This window comes from Marinobacter sp. F3R11 (genome assembly GCF_003318275.1).
GTDB lineage: Bacteria > Pseudomonadota > Gammaproteobacteria > Pseudomonadales > Oleiphilaceae > Marinobacter.
Genome location: NZ_QOCH01000013.1, coordinates 16,216 through 37,000, shown reverse-complemented (window position 1 = coordinate 37,000; position 20,785 = coordinate 16,216). Strand labels below are relative to the sequence as shown.

General features: G+C 44.3%; 15 protein-coding genes. 5 read left to right on the top strand and 10 right to left on the bottom strand.

The window, feature by feature from the left end; translation table 11 throughout:
• Positions 1–20 precede the first annotated feature (20 nt).
• From DS878_RS05125 to DS878_RS05115, 3 genes are read left to right on the top strand one after another with little or no spacing between them, the layout of a single operon-like run.
• Positions 21–1,364, top strand: coding sequence for an O-antigen ligase family protein (locus tag DS878_RS05125; RefSeq protein WP_113814916.1), 1,344 nt, complete (start codon positions 21–23; stop codon positions 1,362–1,364).
• On the top strand, positions 1,361–2,272 hold the full coding sequence (locus tag DS878_RS05120; RefSeq protein WP_113814915.1) for a glycosyltransferase family 2 protein: 912 nt from the start codon (positions 1,361–1,363) through the stop codon (positions 2,270–2,272). Before DS878_RS05125 ends, DS878_RS05120 begins: the two co-directional genes overlap by 4 nt.
• A 23-nt stretch (positions 2,273–2,295) precedes the next feature.
• The gene (locus DS878_RS05115; protein ID WP_113814914.1) at positions 2,296–3,735 is read left to right on the top strand and encodes an oligosaccharide flippase family protein; all 1,440 of its coding nucleotides are present in this window, start codon (positions 2,296–2,298) and stop codon (positions 3,733–3,735) included.
• 55 nt (positions 3,736–3,790) lie between these two features.
• Here DS878_RS05115 and DS878_RS05110 read toward each other — a convergent pair whose 3' ends face one another.
• The gene (locus DS878_RS05110; RefSeq protein ID WP_113814913.1) at positions 3,791–4,696 is read right to left on the bottom strand and encodes an aminoglycoside phosphotransferase family protein; all 906 of its coding nucleotides are present in this window, start codon (positions 4,694–4,696) and stop codon (positions 3,791–3,793) included.
• Between the two features lie 910 nt (positions 4,697–5,606).
• On the opposite strand from DS878_RS05110, the gene DS878_RS05100 reads away from it, so the two are divergent.
• A complete protein-coding gene (locus tag DS878_RS05100; protein ID WP_113814911.1) occupies positions 5,607–6,830 on the top strand; it encodes a hypothetical protein in 1,224 nt (407 codons plus the stop codon).
• A gap of 90 nt (positions 6,831–6,920) precedes the next feature.
• On the opposite strand, the gene DS878_RS05095 is transcribed toward DS878_RS05100, so the two are convergent.
• The 9 genes from DS878_RS05095 to DS878_RS05055 all read right to left on the bottom strand — a co-directional run bounded on the left by DS878_RS05095 (position 6,921) and on the right by DS878_RS05055 (position 19,362).
• Complete coding sequence (locus DS878_RS05095; RefSeq protein ID WP_113814910.1) at positions 6,921–8,042, bottom strand: acyltransferase family protein; 1,122 nt, start codon at positions 8,040–8,042, stop codon at positions 6,921–6,923.
• A 1-nt stretch (position 8,043) separates the two neighbouring features.
• The gene (locus tag DS878_RS05090) at positions 8,044–9,021 is read right to left on the bottom strand and encodes a glycosyltransferase (RefSeq protein ID WP_187298739.1); all 978 of its coding nucleotides are present in this window, start codon (positions 9,019–9,021) and stop codon (positions 8,044–8,046) included.
• A gap of 8 nt (positions 9,022–9,029) precedes the next feature.
• A complete protein-coding gene (locus tag DS878_RS05085; RefSeq protein ID WP_113814908.1) occupies positions 9,030–10,388 on the bottom strand; it encodes a phenylacetate--CoA ligase family protein in 1,359 nt (452 codons plus the stop codon).
• Between the two features lie 108 nt (positions 10,389–10,496).
• Positions 10,497–12,008, bottom strand: a complete 1,512-nt coding sequence (locus DS878_RS05080) for a hypothetical protein (protein WP_113814907.1) — start codon at positions 12,006–12,008, stop codon at positions 10,497–10,499.
• Positions 11,986–13,719: a hypothetical protein gene (locus DS878_RS05075; protein ID WP_113814906.1), complete on the bottom strand. Its 1,734-nt coding sequence runs from the start codon at positions 13,717–13,719 to the stop codon at positions 11,986–11,988. Before DS878_RS05075 ends, DS878_RS05080 begins: the two co-directional genes overlap by 23 nt.
• The gene (locus DS878_RS05070; RefSeq protein ID WP_113814905.1) at positions 13,716–14,318 is read right to left on the bottom strand and encodes an acyltransferase; all 603 of its coding nucleotides are present in this window, start codon (positions 14,316–14,318) and stop codon (positions 13,716–13,718) included. The genes DS878_RS05075 and DS878_RS05070 overlap by 4 nt, the downstream gene beginning before the upstream one ends.
• A 2-nt stretch (positions 14,319–14,320) precedes the next feature.
• Complete coding sequence (locus DS878_RS05065) at positions 14,321–16,906, bottom strand: hypothetical protein (protein WP_148707068.1); 2,586 nt, start codon at positions 16,904–16,906, stop codon at positions 14,321–14,323.
• A gap of 113 nt (positions 16,907–17,019) precedes the next feature.
• Entirely contained in the window at positions 17,020–18,468 is a 1,449-nt protein-coding gene (locus tag DS878_RS05060; protein ID WP_113814903.1) for a lipopolysaccharide biosynthesis protein, read from the bottom strand.
• Positions 18,469–18,489: 21 nt separating this feature from the next.
• Positions 18,490–19,362, bottom strand: a complete 873-nt coding sequence (locus tag DS878_RS05055; RefSeq protein ID WP_113814902.1) for a CDP-alcohol phosphatidyltransferase family protein — start codon at positions 19,360–19,362, stop codon at positions 18,490–18,492.
• A gap of 548 nt (positions 19,363–19,910) precedes the next feature.
• On the opposite strand from DS878_RS05055, the gene DS878_RS05050 reads away from it, so the two are divergent.
• Positions 19,911–20,726, top strand: a complete 816-nt coding sequence (locus tag DS878_RS05050; protein WP_113814901.1) for a THxN family PEP-CTERM protein — start codon at positions 19,911–19,913, stop codon at positions 20,724–20,726.
• The last annotated feature ends 59 nt before the right edge of the window (positions 20,727–20,785 follow it).

Below are 20,785 nucleotides of genomic sequence, written 5' to 3'. Positions count from 1 at the left end.
CAGTGCGGACTCGATAGAAGATGGCTAAATTCGCGCTTCTTTTTCTATTCTTATTTGCTTCCGGAATTTTAGCCGCACTCTTCATTTCACCTGTCTCGGCGGTACTCGTTTATCAATTGGTTTACTTCGTTAATCCGGATAATAGTTGGTGGGCCGCCAGTATTCCGGGTTTGCAGTATTCATTTATTGCAGCTTTATTGATGCTATTCATGCTGACTATTCGTTATAAGGAGTTGTCAGATCAAGCTCAATGGAAGAATCAGCCTGTATTAAAATGGATGGTTGCAATATTATTTGTTTATATCTTTATGATTAACTTTGCAGTTGTCGCCGGGGTCCATAAGTCATTTACATATGAGTTTGCAAAGCTTGTTATTATTATTTTTGCTGCATATAAGCTAATTACTTCAGAGCGAGCTTTGAACGCATGCCTGTGGGCATATATCGCTGGCGTTACATACATCGGATATATTGCGTACTCGGTAGGGCGTGATGGGCAAGGGCGTGTCGAAGGTATAGGGATGATCGATACTGGAGGTGATGGCAATATGACTGCTGCGGCCATGGTTCCGGCGTTGATTATTCTTACCTATATGGCATGGATGGGTAATAAAAAAGTCAAATTGCTGGCAATTTTCTGTGGTGGGTTCATTGCTAATGGCATAGTTCTGATTAATAGCCGAGGGGCATTTCTCGGGGCCGTAGTCGGCACACTTTTTTTCTTGATGTATATGATTTTTTCTAAATATCAGAGAAAAGGACAAAAAGGCACTGCAATATTAATCATTCTTATTGGTCTTGCTGGTACAATCTATGTTACTGATGAGGCATTCTGGTCGCGTATGGAGACCCTTCAGGATATAGACGACGGTGGTAAAAGTGGTTCTCACCGAGTGGATTTCTGGATGGCAACCTTTGATGTATTACAGGACTACCCGCTAGGCGTCGGTATTCAGGGATTTATTGAACTGAGTCCAAACTATCTTCCAGAGCGCTATTTTGAAGGAAGAAAAGTTGGTAAAGCAACGCATTCGACCTGGTTTCAGGCTCTATCTGAAATTGGCTGGATTGGTTTCTTATGCCTGTTAGCGCTTCTTATTTCAACCTTTAAAATTTCTAGGAAGACCAAGCAGCATTTGATCAATGTTGAAAATTATGACGCCTATTTTAAGGTGTTAGCTCTTGAAGGGGCTCTGATAAGCTTTCTTGTGGCTGCCAGCTTTATTGATCGCGCAAGATCTGAAATGCTTTACTGGTTGATTCTGTTTATAGCAGTAGCTTCTAATATATACTATATACGTTTTTCCGAATTGGGAAACAGAAAACGAAAACCCCCTATGGTCGTGGACACTCGTCGATTATGAATAAACTCGTATCAGTCATCGTGCCCGTCTACAATCGGGCCCACCTGGTATCGGAAACTATAGAAAGTATCCTGTCCCAAACCTATGAGCCCATTGAAACCATATTGATAAATGATGGCTCCACGGATGAGTCACTGTCGGTGTTGAGGGAATATGAAAGTCGGTTTCCGGACAAGATTCGGGTTATAGACCAGCAGAACCAAGGCCAGATTGCTGCAAGAAATAATGGTATTGAAATCGCCCAGGGAGAATATATTGCATTTCTCGACAGCGATGACCTTTGGCTGAAAGATAAATTAGAGCGTCAGATTCCACTTTTTGAAGATGGAGTTGGCTTGGTCTATTCGGGAACAGAGATAATTGATGAGAACGGTTGTACTATTCGAGTTGAACGGGCGGACGAGTTGATTTCGGGATATATATATCCCCAACTATTGGTCAAGAACCGGATGACCGGTGGTACAGTAGTAGTGACTTCAGATGCTTTAAAGCGGGTAGGGCTTTTCTCTAGCGACTTTAAGGCCGCTGAGAACTGGGATCTCTGGTTGCGAATATGTAGGATCTACAGCGTCCGTGTGGTCCCTGATCCATTAATCAAATATCGGGTCCACAGCCAGAATATGTCAGGTGATGGTCAGCTCATGCTAAGGGCCAAGCGGCAAATAATTGAAAAACATTGCGATCTCGATTCTAAAGATAGGGTCATTGCCAGCTACTCTCGTCAAGCCTATGCTGATTACCACTACCGGGCGGGGCTCAATTTTTTCGCCGCAGATCAATACCGACTTGCTAGAAAAGAATTTATTTCAGTACTGAGATTCTCTTTTGTATATGAGGACACATGGCTCCGCCTGATCCGGAGCTTGATTGGTGCCCGCGGTAACAATCTATTGCGCAGCCTAAAATAATTTTCCAGGAGTCAAGACACTGCATGGCTAATGTAAGAAGGGCTGTTATCTTTTCTTCCCTCGGACGTTATGTGTTGATGGTTGTCGGGCTAATCAACACAATGGTTGTTGCTCGGTTATTATCACCTTCAGAGATAGGAACTTTTGCTGTTGCCAGTTCATTGGTTATGATTATGGCAGAATTCAGGGTTTTAGGAGCCAATGCGTACCTTATTCGAGAGAAAGAGCTAACGGACGAAAAAGTTCGTTCGTCGTATGGGCTCACTATCCTTGTTTCCTGGTTTATGGGTGTATTGATTATAGCGGCATCCTATCCGTTATCTGATTTTTTTGAAATAGAAGAAGTTGCCCCACTTTTTATATTGCTTTCTCTAAGTTTTTTTCTCGCTCCTTATATTAGTATTCCTCATGCAATATTAAGTCGTAAATATAAATTTGGATTAATCTCAAACGTTTATTTTTGTGCGGCAATTTCAAATATTGTAGTTACAATTTCCTTTATCTATTTTGGGTTCAGCTTCTATTCTCTGGCTTTTGGTAATATTTCATCGGTTTTAGTGCAAGCTGTTCTTTTTTTGTATGCAAGTCGCGAAGTGCCTGTATATGCTCCCAGATTTAAAAATATGCGGGTTATTGCCAAAATCGGAGTATATACTTCACTTGGGCATGTTATCAGGAAAGCACAAAATACTACACCTGATATGGTAATAGGTAAGCTGGGATCGCCAACCGAAGTTGGGCTGTTTTCCCGTGGGCTTGGGTTTATGGTTTTTGTAACCGACCTTATCATGTCTGGAATATATCCTGTCGCGGCTCCATATTTAGCGGATATTAAAAATAAAGGCGAGAGCATGGTAACGGCCTACCTTAATGCGTCACAACTGATTACAGGAGTTTTATGGCCTGTTTTAGCAGTTGGGAGTGTTGCTAGTCTACCTGCAATAAGGTTGATGTTTGGGGATCAGTGGGATCCAGCCGCGCCTATCGCATCTATTGTTGCAGTTTGGGCTATGCTCAAAGCTCCACACGTTTTGGCGCCGCAGACGCTTATAACGCTTGGTTATGAAAGTTCAATGTTTGCGAAGGAGCTAATTGTATTCCTGCTATTTCTAGTCGCTATTATTTGGGGATATCATGTTGATGGAATTCATGGGGTAGCCTATGGGTTTATAATTGGAGGGCTTACGGACTTTATTGTATCCGCACTGGTTACCAACATCCGCATGGGGTTGCCCACCTTCAAGCATATGACATGCCTGCTCCCAAGCTTAACGGTTACAATGGTATGCTGGGCTGCGGTTCAAGCAATTGCATACGTTTGGCCATTTGACCAAACTCTTCCAATACTGTCGTTCCTGCAGATACTCATAGTGTTGCCTTTGGTCTGGATACTAGCGCTATTCATATTCCAGCATCCTCTAAGATCAGAGGTCGCCAGGATTGTGAGCAAATTTCGAAAATAGCCACAATGTTAGTTGGAATCAACCAAGAATGTTAATGCCAGATATTTGTATGGGGTCATTTGTCCTGCTCGGTAAGAAAGCAATTCAAAACCTTTTTTAACCATGCTCGATAGGGTTTGCGCTTTTCACCAGTACTCCATGGGCCTAGCCTAAGAAGCAGATGATGAAGAAAGTGCCAGCAAACGACATCTTTTGATATTCCAAAAACCTGTCCTGCTGCGATAATAGGTGGTGTAGTGAAAATATCTGCGGAATTAACTGGATCAGTTGGGCTGGAAGGAAGGGAAAGGGCTAATGTGAAATGGTCGTACAACGGCATACTTGTTATCCCGAAATCTTCGAAATCGATCACTGTAATATGATCACTATCAATTATCAGATTATTCAGGCAAAAATCTCCATGCTGGGGAACTGCGGGTGAGCCAGGCTCTTGGGATAGCTCTATAATTGCCTTTTCGACAATTGCCTGGAAACTTGAGTTCAGATTTTCGCCAGCTTTCTGATAACCTTCGTATGCATTGCGTAGTTCCTCATGGGGCTTTAGATTGCTTGATTTGTTGATTTCGGTCTGGGAAATTGCTGCCTGAAAACTTTTCAGTGTCTCCCAGATACGACTCTCAAGTTGGGTTCGTTCTTCTTCTGAGCGGAGTCTGGATTTTAACTGGAACCAGGGAAGCCCTCTTACTCCGTGTTGAATGTCATATTCTTCACCTGCGTATGTGTAGAGCCCTAGTGGTTGAGGAACGAGGATTCCTGCATGCTTGTAGATCTGGGTATGAATGTTGTGGGACTTCAAGGCTGGCGCACCATCAATTTTCCGAACAACGTACATTGGATAGTCTGATTTCTGATCGAATGCCAGGTAAATGGGTCTGCTAGTACTTATACAAGCAATTGAACAATCCGCCTTTTTACTATCAAGCAACCCTGAACTGGAAAGCAACTGTTTGATAAATAACATGATTAATTCCTGTACAGAAGAAGGCCCAAACCGCCTATAGCTGGGTTGGCGCCGAGTAATCTCCTAATGATGTGCTTGATGATGCCGACTATAGCGGAGCCGTTGCATGGAAGGACATTGGCTGAAACGTAACGATCGGCATTGGTGTGTAGTTGATATACACACGCTGGGTATTCTAATGATGGGTAGATGCCAATAAGGCTTGTATCCGTTATTTGGAGTTCGTCTGAAAGCTGTCGCTGTAGCTTTTTCAGTGCAACCAGGCTTTGATAAAGCCTTTTAATGTTGTGTAATTTATGGCTGCTCGTACTTGTGGCAGAGATGACACAGCAGCTCTTGTGGGTACCGAGTGCACCTTTTGTCTCAAGCAATGTTAATGCGTGATCAGGGAGCTCCAGTATTATGATAGGGCTTTGTAACACATCTTCAAGTTGTGAGTATTCTTTACTGGAGCTGAACTTTGACATAAATGGCATATATAGGTTAAAGAGGTTTTTGAACGGAAGCTAACCGGTAGCATCTGGTTGCTTCGTTGTCTCAGAGGGCTGTATCTTACCCTATTTTCAGGTTAAATCGCTGTATTATAAGAACTACCCAGGAATTTCTGGAGCGGTGAAGCTTTTGGAAGAATTATGTGTGAGGTGAGGTGAGGTGTTGTCGGTGTTAGTGCTTCAGTAACAAACTATAGATTTTGGTAACACTAATGACAAATTTCGAGTGGTTCCCAGTTGTTTGAGTTCGTGTTGAATAAACTGGTACCTACTATCATTGAGCACAGGGATCTTTAGGTGCTTTCAATACCCTTTCTTGGTTGGCAAGGAGCGAGTTCTCGGGGGAGGGGCAGATTCATGCAAGAGTCCGAATCTGTCTGACTGAACTTTTCCGCTCATGCTGGGCGAAGGAATAGATTATGTTTATGCAAAACCAAATACTTAACAAGGGTCTCCTAATAGCAGTCGTGCTGTTGGGGACACCAATCACCAATGCGGAAGTTATCTTCTCTGAAAGCTTTGATGATCAACCTGATTGGAATAGCGGCTTGCCAGAAAATGACCGGGGAACATTCTCTATGAGCGGCAGTAGTAAAGGGGGATGGGATGTCGATGTTGTACAGACTGCAGGTGTTCATACTATCCCTATTGACTGGGACTTCGTGCGCCAAACACCTTCCTACGCTCCGTCACTGGGTGACGCTGATCGACATGAGACGCTTGAGGTGAGCTCTGTGTCTACCGCAGAAAACCCGAATAGAGCAAGAGGCCAAACAGGAAAATCGTTAGTTTCTTGGCGAGATAGTGATATGTCAAAGGGAGAGAATTCTTTCCAATCTGACGGGATACTATTGAAGTATTATCCCGAAGGTTTCGACCAACTATACATAGAGTTTTGGGTCAACTTCTCCGACACGACTGTAGCAACCTACTATAATCCGGACTACAAAACTGCAACAACCGGTTTGAGTAAACTCTTCCGAGTATATCATTGGGACGGAACAGGTCTAACATTTGACTATTATTCAAACAAAAATCCTAACTTCCTTTGGGGCTTTGAGGGAAGACCGGCATCTCAGTCAGGCTATGGGTTCAGAAACCTATTATCTGCGCTGACACGTCGAACAGACAGCAATGATCCAAGTCAGAGTAAATTTCTAGACTATAAAGGTAATCCTTCTAATGATCTCCCATCGTCATATCATCCAAGCACACTCGCAACCTATAACGGGTCGGCACTCATTGATAAGCGGGATGGAGGCATGATGGCTATAGATAATGGGCCTATTGATATTGACCAAGTTTTTGGTGATGAAACAAAATGGACCAAGATGGCTTTTTTCGTAAAGATGAATAGTGCACCGGGGGCCTATGACGGCACATTGATCCAGTGGGTCGATGACACAAAAGTCATTGAAATAAATACGATGCAATGGGTAGCTGCCACTCGCGATATGGTGAAATGGAATGCCTTTGGTTTTGGTGGCAATGATAACTTCAATAAGTATCCTGATGAGCTTCGCCATGAAGAATGGTACGCAATTGATGATATTGTGGTGGCCACTGAGGTACCCGAGTACCTGACAGGCGATTCAAAAAATACAGCTCCACCTAGCCCACCTCTAGCTATTGGCGTCGAATAAAATTTCCTGCATTGGTTATTCCTTAGTTATGAACGGGAATAACCAATGATTTTGAATGGACAAGTTTTCCGCAGGCCAGAATCTGGATCGTTATCCCGGTGTTGGTTCGCTTATTACAAAGGTCAATAGAATTTTACGGATTCTATGTGCAATGATACGAGAAAGGTCGCCTAGAGGCTTGGCTAGTATAAGTGTGATCACTACGACGAGTAACATGCGCAGAAGAGCTAACCCTATTTCATCAGAGAGTTCCTCCAGCCTGAACGTTTTTTCAACACAAAAAAGAACTAGTGTATGTAGAAGAAAAACGGAGTAAGCATATCGATTTGTGTAAAGTATCAGTGCTTCGGCTTTGGGAATCTTTCCAAGAATGAACAAGATTTGCTTTCGGAGTGCGAGGAAAAGATAAATGCCAAAGAATGATAGGAGTATGTAATAGATTGAATGTGTTTTCACATGATCTTTTAATTGGAAGCTGAAATCAAACACAAAAAAGAATATGGCTGCCAGTAACAGAAAAATTAATGCTGTCAACCCGTAGGTACGTTCACTAAAATTGGATAAGTATCTATAATGAAGTCCCCCATAGATGAATATGCCAAGAAACATGATGCTTTTCCAGAATTGATGGCCCCAGCGCATATCAGAGAGAATTTCTGTAGTTGTGATGGTATCATATGCAGGATAATAAAAAGTGTTTGTTAAAGAGAGACATATAGATGCAAAGAATACGGCCCAAAGTACCCATGTTCTGGACTTAGAGAGCGCAAAAAGTGGTGCGGATAATAGAACAATGAATATCAAAGAGTTGATGAACCAGACCTGATTTAGTGGAAAAAATATTGTGCTGAAGTCAGGCCATACGACAACCCAACTTAATAGGTGCGAGGTTTCCGGTAGTTTTTCCGGATATAGAGTTGCGGTTAGTAAAAAAACGAAAAAAGAAAAAACATAAAATGGGATGGCTATGAGAACTAAGCGCTTTATTAGATATTCGATGGAGTTTCTAGCTCTTAAAAAACTATAATAACTAACTGCGCCCGAAACGAAGAATAATACAGGTAAAAAAATTCCAACATATTGTGAGTATGGTGGATAAAACCAAGATAATCCTAAGTGAACCAGCATGACTCTTAATATTGAAATTCCTCGCATTATGTTTATATAATGCTTTTTTTCGTCTGTTAGTTTTAGGATATTTGATTTTTTCATGTCAGTCCTTTATATATTTATACTTTAATAAAAGTAATAACTCCCTAAAAATACCCAAGCTTCTTCCAGTAATGTATAGAAAGTCTATTATATAAATAGATAGTAGTTCATAGGGGTTTCTTATTTTTTTGCCTGATCGTAATAGTCTTTTAAAAGACAGAATGGCTGGAGTACATAAAAATATTATAAAGCTGGTTGCGGTTAAAATGATGTTTGGTGAAATCAGGAATTGTATTGTAGTTAAGGCTGATAAAGATATAAATGCCAAGGTGATCAAAAATATCGGATCTTTTATTGATTTTGTTATATTTCTAATGTAATTTTCTGAGTGCCATATTTGGCGTTTTATAAATTGCGATATATTTTTGGCGTTGCCTAGGTGAGTTACATCTAGTTCATGGCAAATGATTACCGGAATATTTTTAGGAACTAGCCGGTTATGTAAGTCTGTATCTTCTCCGGAAGAAATAAGCTCATTAAAGCCCATTACTTCCGAAAAAAGATTTCTTAGTAGCATAGTACATGCACCGATCAAGTGTTTCGGTAATGTAGGTTTACCGTTGTTCTCTAGCAGCCAGGATGTTTCGATCCAGCTGGCATTACTTGGTAGTTTGGCCCCACCCCCATAAGCACAGTTCGGCTTGTCTTTAATTAACTGTTCGGCTCTATTCAGCCAGTCCTTATCCAAAAGGCAATCAGCATCAATGAAAACGAGTATATCCCCGCGAGCCCTGGCTGCACCGTAATTGCGTACAGCCCCAACGTTCCCCTCCGGTAGCTCAAAAAACCTCACCTGGGGGTGGTTAAGAGCAATCTCACGGGTACGGTCCTGGGATCCATTATCGACAACAATAACCTCATACCCAGTGCTGTCGTAGTTGGACTCGAAAATAGACCGGAGGCATGAGCCAATATGTTCTTCTTCGTTATAGGCCGGTATCACGATTGAAAAATAGGGTGACGAGTTTTCGGTTTTCATTGGTTCGTTCATTTTTCTTTAACCACCGAGCGAAACTTCCCATTACGACCGCGTGGGATTATTTGCACCTGCTCAATAGTAACGAGAAAGTCGTCCCCAAGCCTTTGTTTACAGTTGGAAACTAGGGTGCTCTCATTAAACTCTGCAGTTGAATCTTTCACCAGCCTGATGGTGGCTGAACCAGGTAGTTTTTGAACAACCTGAGCTTCCTGGATGCCATCAACACCTTTAAAAATATGGTCTATGCGTCCTATCAATCGCCCGTCGCTTGTTTCTATATAATCGTCGACCCTGCCATTTACGGATTTTATCCACGGTGTGCCAGCCGTTGGTTGGTCTGGATCCGCTAAGGTTGCCGTATCGCCAAGGTTGTATCTTAGCAATGGCATTTGCTTGTTGGTCAAAGTGGTTGCAAGTAAACTGCCGGTATCAACCGAGTCTGAACCAATCTCAACTTCTGTGATTCCTATTATCGGGTTTGGTTTATAGATTCCGGCCTCGTCTTGTCCTGCAAATATTACGTATTCAGCGGTTCCGTAGTAGTCATAAACCCGGCAACCGAATACAGATTCAATTTTTTCCCGCTGCCACTGAAGAAGTGTCTCGGAGTTGGTGATGATCGCTTTGGGTTGAAAGCCTGGCTTTGAATCCGACTTTTGGTAGTGAGTCGCAAGATCGTATATTGCTGATGGATAACCGATAAGCTCTTGCGGCTGAAACTTGTCCAGTTCGTTTTTATAGTAGGGAAAGGTATTTTGATTCATGTGGTAGCTGGAAAACAGCCGCTGGTTTTCAGCCTTGTTAAAGCGTGAAAAAGGCGGCCTCATGTCATCAGCGGGTTTGAGCATTCTTCCGGCGAAGGTAGCTCGTTTGGCTCCAAAGGGAACACCATGTGCTTCTTCGTGATCGACTAGCATCGCCATAGCCAGTTTGTAGGTTCGCTCATCAACTTCGAGGGCTAAGGGTGTGCCAGTGCTGCCGCTTGTATGTTGAACCATGAAAGGTTTTAGCGGCTCTTTGGGTTGGAAGTTATGACCTTGCTGCAATATTGTCTGTTTGTTAAGAACAGGCAGTTTTTTCAGATCTTGAACCGTTGTAATGTCATTTGGTCGAATCCCATGCTCGGCGAAGAGCTTTTGGTAGTAGGGGACTTGGCTTGAGCAGTAGGTCACCATCTGGTGCAGGCGCTCGTCCTGGTAAGCTTTTATCTCTGGGGCCCTGAGTTCCTTGATGTCGTCAATCTCTTTGCGGAGCTTATGGTATATGCCGGTGTATCGCTTTTGATAGAGCTTGTACCCATACGCTGATACCAGGACACTCTGGAGACGGGGGGCGCAGCTGAAGTACAGTTTTTCAGCGAATTTCATTGCGAAATATTTCCTCTACATCGCATGGGGCGTGTCAATGATAAACGGTTGTAATAACACGTCAATTCATTTGGTTTTGATTATTAAAAATAATATCGCCTGAAAGAATCATAGGTCAAGGTTCTTGGTTCGTTCTTCAACAAGCTTCGTAAGTGACCAAATATGCATGTGATAAGGTGTATCAATCGTATGTTCATTTAATGGTATTTTAAATTTTGACATTTTTAATATTGATCTGTCGAACATGTAAAGCATCATTTTTATGTAATATCTAAACCTGTCTTTTATGCGGCTTAGCATTATGTTAGTTTCAGACTGGTTGTGCTTTTCTTTCATATAATTCAAAAATTCATCCCTCAAGATTTTGTTCTTCGGGAGATCATAAAAAGTCGCTACGGCTCTTTTTTTCATACCAAACTCAGTCCTCCCGATTCCTCGGGATTCTAAAATTCTTCGCGGAATCGGGCGATCATACTCACCACCAATCGACCACTCCGACATCTTGTGCGAGGTTGACAGATTATTGATAGAAACAATACTCCGTGCATACATCATTGGGATAGGCGCATCAATAAATCCGGATTTTAGTCTCGCTTCTGAGAGAGTCAGTCCGGATGCGCCGGGCTTTAAGATGTCATCAGTTAACGCTTTTACCGGTGGATATAGAGCCCAAACCGTGTCGCCATGATAGCCGGTAAAAATAACACTAGGGTTATAATTACGGCCTAAAAGTTTATGGAGATTATAAAGTTGTAACTCCGGCTCTCCTGTGGTTGCAGCTATGAAATAGAGCTCGTCAATGTCTATTTCGCAATCTTTAAAATCCAGATAGTTTACCTTTAAACCTAACTTTTCAGCGATATCTGTTCCATCGTCGTCATTCCATTTTTTATAAAGAAAACCTATTACAGATGAATTAGAAGTCTTGCTTGTAAATGCGGACTTAATGGGAAGGTTGGCTACTAACGCAGTAATTGCGCTTGAATCATATCCTTTTGAAATTGTGGTATATAGATCGATAGGTTTTTTTCTGAGAGGGGAGGCTGCATTTAGTGAGATTTTTTTAAGGTCAGACTCTATGATTGATATGTATTGTTCGTAGCTATAGAAGCTTGGGCTTTCAGGTCGTTTTGTTATGCTAATTCCTTTAGTGTCTATAGTAATTGGATTATAAAAATACTGTTTTAGTCCTGTAATTACCTGGCTTGATATAGGGAAGTCAGGTGTGTATTGTCTTACGCCATCCCGAATGGTATTTGTTTGTAATTTGTAATTATGATCATCTAATAGCTTTGATTTTGTTATTGCTAGAATTTCGATAAGGCTGTTTGATATATAATATTTATCTTTAGACTCTCCTATGAATATACGATCAACAAGACCCGTTGATGGTGAAACTACTAATTTATCATTTGATAGTTTTAGGCCGCTTCCAAAAAAATGGTTGCTAGTATCAAATCCTTGCTCCTCAAAGTTTCCTTCCCAAACTCCTTCAACTAAAAAGTTATCGCCAACTTCAACATCTTGGCCGTAATTTACGAGTAAATATCTGTCAAGAGGATTATATTCAGCTATCCATGCTAGCCTAGGGAGGGCATTATCCTTCGTTTTCTTGAACATCAATTACACCTTTTCTGTTATTGTTAAGATAGTAGTCGATAGTTTTTAATTTGCACAGCATATCCAGAGTTGATCCGGCGTCAATCCCGTTTTCTGGATTTTTTTCGATGGTTTTAAGCATTTTCTGCTTGTCCCATAAATCCAAGCTCAGGCTTTCTATAATTTCTTGCAATATTTTCGTTTGATATAAGTGTTCATAATTAAACCAGCCTAGTCTTGGTTGACTCTTTTTCAAGATTTTCCTGCCATTTTCTAACAAAATTCGAACACCACGAGAAAACTCTTGAAAGAGAATTGGGTATTTTGCTGGTACAAGTGTTGCGGCCATTGAATGATTAAGTAATTTTGGATTTTTTTCTTTTAATATTTTTTTATTTAATTTGTTATGAACCCTGTAGTCAAATGGAATTGATCGGACGATATCAGCGAGAGTGTCGTCTGCGAACGGCGCAAGATAACCCGATGTTGAAGATGCTGCCAGGGCTTGCTTAAAAATATATTGGCGTGCTCGGTGTTCCATGTTGAATGTTTCAATCGCGCTCTGCCAATCTCCAGTATCTCCATATGCGGTGTTCAATCGATTACGCATCATGGTCTTGGTAGTTTCAGCATGGTTGCTTAGCAGATTATGGCCTTCTTCTGAAAGAAACCAATGACTAGCCGCAGGTGTGGTAAATCGTTCCAGCGCGGTTGAAAACTGATCGTCCGGGATTAACTTTCCAGGCAGGAGTGATGCTGCAGCTAATACCTTCTGTAGCCTGCTACCCATGCTCAGCAAACCGTAGTGGCCACCAAGAAGTTCTCCCAGCACTCCACTGGATAGCGGGGAATTATAGATTTTCTGCGCTCTTTGTCCTGCGATATACCAAACAGGAAAGATGCAAAAACCTAACTCTTCAAGCATCGTGTCTAGGAGATCTTCTGAAAGTTCCAGGTTTTGAATGTCTGAGAAGATATGGTCCATTCGTAGATCGCTGGTGAGACGATGTGATATGGATATTTCTCTACTGGAAAGGTCGCCATGTGTGTATGCAGAGTGATAATGCTCTGGTCCGGCCATAAGAAGGGTACGGGAATCCCACCCTGCAGACATCATCAACACGGAAGATGAGCGTTCATCTAGTGTTGACGATAGCCTTGCCGATAACAGGTCTACCAATTGTTCTTCTGTTTGGTTGTCAAATGAACCTGGAGTCTCTATAACGGAGCGGTTGATCTGAAAATTATCGGTGCTGCATGCTGTTAATTTTTCATTAGGAAGAGTTTGCTCCACATTATAAAAAAAGGTATTAGAGCCTATAGTGTAACCGGTATTCAGATACTGCTGTATTGCGGGCCAGTTGATTTGTTCTTTATCGAATTCTAGATTATCTAATCGATTGGATATCTCTAATTTATTATTTTTTGTTCTACCATAGTATAGGATTGCAGTGCCTAATCGGTCAGTCTCAACTACTATTTTCCCCGAAGTCTTAGTGTAGGTTATGAGTGTTCCTTGCCCGGGCCTTTTCTCGCTGTTTTCTGAAAGTCTTTTTTTAGTAACTTCTCCAATGTAAACTATGAATCCTTCGTCTTTGCAAATATATTGAATATGATTGTCGTTATTTGCTCGTATATAAAGGGAGCAATGCTGGTCTGAGTATGCGGAGTAGGTGCTTGACAGACGATTTTCAAGTCTGCCTAATTGTATAAGAAATGAGGTCGGTTTCATTTGGATAATCCTTCTAAGTCGCGTTGACTAATTAAAGTCGCAGGATTCCCGGCAACCACTGATCCTTCTTGATCTAGATTTTTTGTAACAATTGCTCCAGCAGCAATTATTGAATGATTAGCAATATTACTCATTACTACGGCGCTATTTCCAATCCAGCAATCTTGGCCAATGGTAATTTTTTGGAATTTCCCGCCTTGTTCTTTTATCGGTAATTTAGAATTCTTGAAGTTATGCTGTTTTTTTCCGCTCAATATGTGTACACCGCTCCCCAGGAGCGTGTTCTCACCGATTGTGCATTTCCCGATGTTGCACTGTGGGCCAATGTACACCCCTTTGTGAATAGACGTATCCCGGTGGGAAAGCACCGTAAGAAAGCCAATCAGGATATCGTCTGAGGTATCCGTGCAGGCAAGCCGGTAAAACGCAGCCCGGAGGTAGATCCCGGTTTTCCCCGGGATCAGGCTGAGCATTTGCGAGAATGTCTGGAATGTGCCATCTGGATTGCCCGGCAAGCTAAGAAGCCGGTAAAGTCCATATAGAGGCCAGGCCAGCATAAGGAAGAGGTTTTTTACCGCTCTTTTCAATGTATGGCGCATATTCAGTATCGATCCATTCGCGTATCCAGCCAGCTCTTCTCGCGAGAGGGCCGGAAGGTTACGAGAGCCCGCAACACCCGCCCGCTAATCCGTGATAAGAGTAGTCTCCATGTCATCACCGGAGGTGACCAATGCTGTTGTGTGGGGCTGGTATGATCATTTGATAAGCGGGGTTGGGTGGCAAGTAATTGAGGGCCGTAATTCTGCATGAGAATGATGAGAATTCTCGAGAAGTGTCTCTCTTTGCTATGTTTAAGTGTTTCCGTATGTTCTTTCAGCCATTTTTGGCCGAGTTCAAGGTACTGAGCAGCGTTTTCATGATCCAGTTCAGACGCCTGGAACATAAGCATAGCTTTTCGCACGTCCTGGGCTACCCAGGTGTCATTGGGAAATTCAAGCTGACTCTTGTCTTCCATAAACGGACGCTCATTGCTCAGCATCCATTGGGTGTAATGCAGCACCGATTCTTTGGTGTAGTCGTATTGCTCGTCGTAGCTGCCGGTCTGCCGTTTTAAATAGAGGTAACGAAAAAGGGCCCCAAGGAGCACGAGATAAGACCACCTGTTTTCAACGTCAAGTAAATCCCGGTGCTCGATCACATCCAGCGGATGAATAGTTTTCCGGATAACTGCTTCGGCCTGTTGCAGCCATGATCCATTTTCATCAAGTATCCAGGCGTCCAGGAGGGTATTAAGGTAATTTCCGGTGCCGCGATTGAAGCGATATCTATGGGTTGATACGGTTTCACCACGAATCATCTTTTTCAAGGAGGGAACTTCTCGTTTCTTCAAGGCAAGTATCTGTTCAAGAAAACCGCCTTGGCCTTCATGAAGTGCTGTCATCCAGCGAGCAAGTTCGAACACGGCCTGGCGGGACTTTTCATTCCCTGTGAGGTAATGATGGTAGATGAGGCCCGTTGAATAACAATGCTCTTCAGCTGGGCCGCCGCCGGTTTGTCCGGGGGTTGAGCTGGAATCGTTGAATCTTGAAAACGTTCGATGTGTTGCGGTATAGGCATCAAGGTAGTGGTCTGTATGCCAGAAAAGCCCGTTGTTGTATTCGCTTCTGTCTTCTTCAGTATGGTAGATATCTATATCTGTCACGTGTCGTGCCAGATCATCCATTAACCGAAACCAGCGCGTATCGCCGGTGAGGGCAAACTGCCTTGCGAAGCCGTATAGTGGATCGTACTGGTTATTGTAATGAGAGATAAAGGGTGGCTCACCTTCAGCTTGGTAGAGAGACTCATGGTCCGCGAAAATATCGCCGAAATTACGCCAGCCAAATTCGTCAATGACTTCTCTCTTTGCGAAAAAGTTAGAGTCGCCCTCTAGCCCTTCCGCTATGAGTTCATCAATTACTCCCGGCTGAGCATTGGCTTTGAACCAGGGGAAGGCGTCTGCCTGCTCATAGCACTCGGGAGTAATCACAGGTACGAGAGGTGCATAGGCAGTTGCAGAGATGCTGTTGTTGGAGTTGTGAGTCATCAGGAAGCGCAGTGTTTTCTGTTCTCCACCCTGTAACTCGTAGGCACTCTTTGCATCTTTAGGGAACAGACCGATTGTTAGCGTGTTTTCTTCTTTGCGGACACTTGTTGGAAAGTTCTGCCAGAAGTCGGGTACAGCCAATGCCAGATGTCCGCCATCATAATCAAGGCTAACCAGCGGATCAGCACGCTTGCCTTCATGTATGAGCCTGTCGGGGCTTGATAGTCTGTAACCACAGAATTGAGTGCTCACTTCACCGTTACGGTCTATATGGTTGCGGCTTTGCCAGTTCCTGCCTCCACTGGAATCCTGGTAGAGGTTGAACTCGGGCAGATGAAATACGTCGGAGGTTTTATCGGCCGCCTGGGGAGTCACCTGAGCCAGAATCTCGGCTGGCAGGGTTGTTTCGACGGCAAGTTCCCGAAAGTACACTGAACCCGGGTCTCCCAGATCCCACAAACCGCCGGAATGTCGCGCACGTTTGGGGTTATGGGTTGTGAGTTCTACCTGAATGAGGCCGGTTTCCAGGAAAATACGAAGCTCACAATCGAATTGTGCCAACAGGTCATTATTTTGCGTTTGCCATTGGCCTTTTGTACGCGCGGTGACAAAGACGGCGCCTTTCTTGGCAATTTCCCATGTGGATTCTACTTTTGCAGTGCAGGGTGCGCCCGTCTCATCACGCAGAGTTACTTTCGAGTCAACACTTTCACTGCCGGTACTATTGAAGCGCCACGCCAGGGTGCCACGCTTTAAATGAACGGAACCAGCGGATGTTTGTACCACAAGGCCATCAAGCGTTTGATTAAAAACGGGTTCGGGGCCAGTGGAGGAGGGCAGTTCTGTTTTGGCAAGGTTTAACTCTTTTGCGCCGCCGGCATCCAGGCTGATCAAAAAGCTGGCATGAACCCATCGTAGGCTGCCATCTGGCCAGTGGGCCAGAGGGGCAAGCTGAACGCTGGCAGGTTGCCGGGCATCCAGAAGTTCAAGTTGCTCTGCCTTCTGTACGGCACCTCTCGGCAGCGGAATGCCAAGGCTAACAGGCTCCTTAATACGTGTAATGCCGGTATTTTCTTCTAAACGAATGGCTATTTTTTCCATAAATCTGCCTACTGCCTGGCTCCCTGTGTGGTGCATAGGATAATCCGCTGATTTGGTAACATAAAGCTACATTTTAAAACTGACCGCATTGAGAGCTATAGGTGTCAGGCCTTTCATTTACCGAGAGCTTTGTTTGCCAGATAACGAAGCTGGCCCCACTCTTCGGTTCCTTTAAGCAAAAACAGACCAATAACCCCAGTGCTTAGCGCTGCTGTTATTACATGAAGAGTGCCGAGAACGAAAAACTGAACCAGAAAATGGCGGCCTGAAAGATCAAGCGACTGAACCACAGCAACTGCGAGTGACGTTCCTGCGAGAGTCGGGATGCACAGGAATAGGAGCTTGATTAACGAGAACCGTGTTTGTTGCTGCAGGATCAGCAGCAGCGCAACAGTGGTTGCAACAGACAGCCAGCCCCGGACCCAGGCCATAATCTCCAGGCCACCTGTCGCCGTCAGCCAGAGAACGGCAATGATTAATGCTGTTGAAATAACGTCGAACCAGAAAAGCAGTTTGACTTTTCCCTGTGCAATGATGGCATCACTCACCAGGGCAAACAGGCAGAAAGTGAAGAAAAAAAGCCCGAAGGGTTTCAGTAGTGGGGAATACTCTGACCAGTCCGGGCCAAGCAGCACCCGAATAATAAGGTCGGGGTACAGCATGATGAAGGCCGTCACAGGCGTGAGAACCGTTATCATCAAAGCAAGGCTCAAACGTATTCGGTATGCGAGAGCATCCTTATCGGCTTTACTGTCTGCAATCGCGGCCAGTAAAGGCTCGCTCATGGGGATTATGGCTGAAAGTGCCGGCAACAGACTGACTTCACGAATCAGGTTATATCCGCCCAGTTGTGCTGTTCCAAACAGGCGGGATACCATCAGATTGTCGATTTGTGAGCGGGTAAACCCGACGATTCCCCGTAAAAGCAACCATTGGGAAAAAACCCATTGCTCACGAAGTTTCTTTAAGGACCAGCTTGGCCGGTATGTGTCTACCTTATAGGAGCCGACGGTGAAAATAACGGCGGCAACCAGATTTCCCGCTATGATTGCCCAATAACTGGGATGGATAAACGCAATTGTGATGACGGTTAAAAAAGAAATTCCTTTTTGCCAGAGGCTCAGTTTGAAAAGAGGTTTGTAGTTTATCTGCCGTGCGAGGCGGAGCATTCCAGGTGTTTTCAGAGCCCGTATTGGCAGAGCTAATGCGGCCACCGCGAGTGCGAGAGTCAGCTCCGGCTCATCGAACCAATCTGCGACAAAAGAAGATGTGCAGATAATGAGTGTGGCGATCAGAGATTTTGACAGAAAATCCAGCGTCCATGCGGTATCCAGGTCCTCATCTTCAAGTACTGACTTCTGAACAATGTATTGCCGGTTGCCGGTTTCGACTAATAGTTCAAAAAACTGTAGCGCGATAGTCACCAGGGCAACGATACCAAAATGATCAGGGGTCAGGAGCCGCGCAAGGATAAGCGTGCTGATAATCCCCAAACCACGATGTATAACCTGCAAACCAAATAGAAACCCGGCACTTTTGATAACTTTTTGACTGATTGACATAGGGCTCGGGTCAGAAATGACTCATGATTTTGAAAAGGTCTTCAGCCGTGAAGAAAGCTCTAAAGCTACTCTGTCTGAGCGGATGTAAGTCCAGGAATAATCGATAATGTTGAAAACGGCGTAAACCGCAAGGATGATTACTGTCGCCTCAATAACGCCGTTCTCCGAAAAAAGGTATCCTACAATCAGATCGAGTGCTGCGCCAAACCAAAGGAGCATAGTAAAGCCATTATATGATGTACTCGCTACCCTGAGATGAGAAATAGAAGACCTGATTCTGGCCATTCTGTTTTTCTTCCTGCCAGCAGGGGCAGGTTTTGGGCCGGGGTGTCCCGCTGGCGCCTGTTTCTTTGAAAGATTCATGCGCATCATCTCACGCTCGAATCTGGGGTACCGTGATAACTCTTCCGCTAATATGTTTGCCGGCAACTGTGCGAGTAAAACCCGAAGGCGATTCCAGATATAGAGAATCCACACAGCAATCCACGGCCAGATCTGGTCATTATACAGATACAGGCCAAAAGCCAGGCAAGGGAAGGTCGCCGTTTCTACCAGGAAATGATTACAGCGATCGAGTACTGCACCGTTCACGCTGGCGTGGCCGCGATGCCTTGCAATCTGCCCATCCACATAATCGAACAGGTAGTGTAGTACAAGAAAAGATGCGCCTATGAATATTCCCCAAGGACCGAGCATCATCAAGGCTGCACCTATAAGGCCGGTGATAAGCATTGAGGCTGATGCGTGGTTTTCATTCAATCCCAGCTTCAGGTATAGCCTGGTAATTTGAAGTGAAACCGGTAGGCCAAACTTGCGCGTAAAATAGTCACCTCTTTCCGCGTAGAGGGACCATTCTCGTGCCTTAAGCGTCTGGAACTCGTTATTGTTATCCATTGTATAGAGTCCTTTCCTTTATCCAGCTGGTGGCGAGGGTCTGGTTTCATGCGGGTTTCTCTGGGGACAAGATCGAAGGTCTCACAGTTCAGCCCACCTGAAAGATCACGAAATCGAGTAACCGCTTTCGTTCAAGCATAGCAAAGATCTGAAAGTGCCTTATGTTTCTTGAGAGGGCCGTTTGGATATGCTTCGTCTATTCTGTACCCGGTGTCAGAATCTTTTACGCTCCACGGTCTTGAGTGCGGTATTTGTAAACCTTAAACAACTATAAAGCGCGCTCTCTAAGCTTTTTTGTTCTGAATCCTTCTGCTGAACACTGCGCTTAAAAACACATGACGCCTCAAGTGATGCATTTAATTCTCCAAGGTGTCGAGGATTCTTACACTTTGCTCCTCATATTACCCTCCTTCAAATTTTACATTATTTTACATGGTTGAAAATTAACCACTTTGGGGTCGTGGCATGGATGATGCTGCCAGGTAAACAGCGCTGACGTGTTGACTTGCATTCCAGATGCCAGCGTCCACTATTCAAGGAGAGAAAAGATGAACCACAACACCATTAAAAAAACGCTTCTGTCATCCCTTATCGTGCCTTTCGCGCTGGGCGCGCAGTCTGCCAGTGCGGCGCTGGTTACCGACTGGGGTTATCAGGTTCAAAGCGTGTTCGAAAATGCAACTGCAACAGCCGGTACCGGAACTCTCAGTGGTGAAGGCACTAGCACTCTGTCATGGGGTGTAGGTCCGGGCCCACAGTCTTCGGTTTCAATAACGGATGTCAATGAGGGCAGTGGTCTTATGACCGACGGAGATTATGTTAACGGTGGGGTATTCACCCATACCAACAACATTCTGCCGGCTCAGGGACTTGCCTTGGATAGCTTTGACCTGACATCTGTGTTGACACTGACTCCCTTTGCACCGGATCCCGGAGCTTCTTTGCCCGCGTCTGCCACAACATTTCAGAGCTTCTTTATAGAAACGGCAAACAGTGCTCCCTGTGTAGAAGCTGTAGGTCCCGAATGTGCTGACATATTCACCATTGGGGATGTTACAGGTTCGGTGTTAAATGAGTTCGGCAACTTCGAATTCAATTCGTCGTTTGGCTACGATGGCTACGTATACACCGTTTTCCTGGAGTTGGCTGGCCTGGCCGCTTTGGATGATGCTAGCTGCGCAGCAGCGGGCGCTCCAGACGGTTGTGTTGGCCTTGTGACTGAGGAAGATAATGTCAATAACTTCCAGACACGGTTCCGTATTACAGCTACCGAGATGGTACCTGAGCCAGGAACACTGGCACTGCTGGGCATGGGCCTGGCTGGGCTTGGCTTGTCTCGCAGGAGAAAGGCAGCAAAGTCTTAAGATATAAAAGACATTGCTGACCCGGGAAGCCCCCGTTAAAGCGGGGGCTTCTTCAGTTG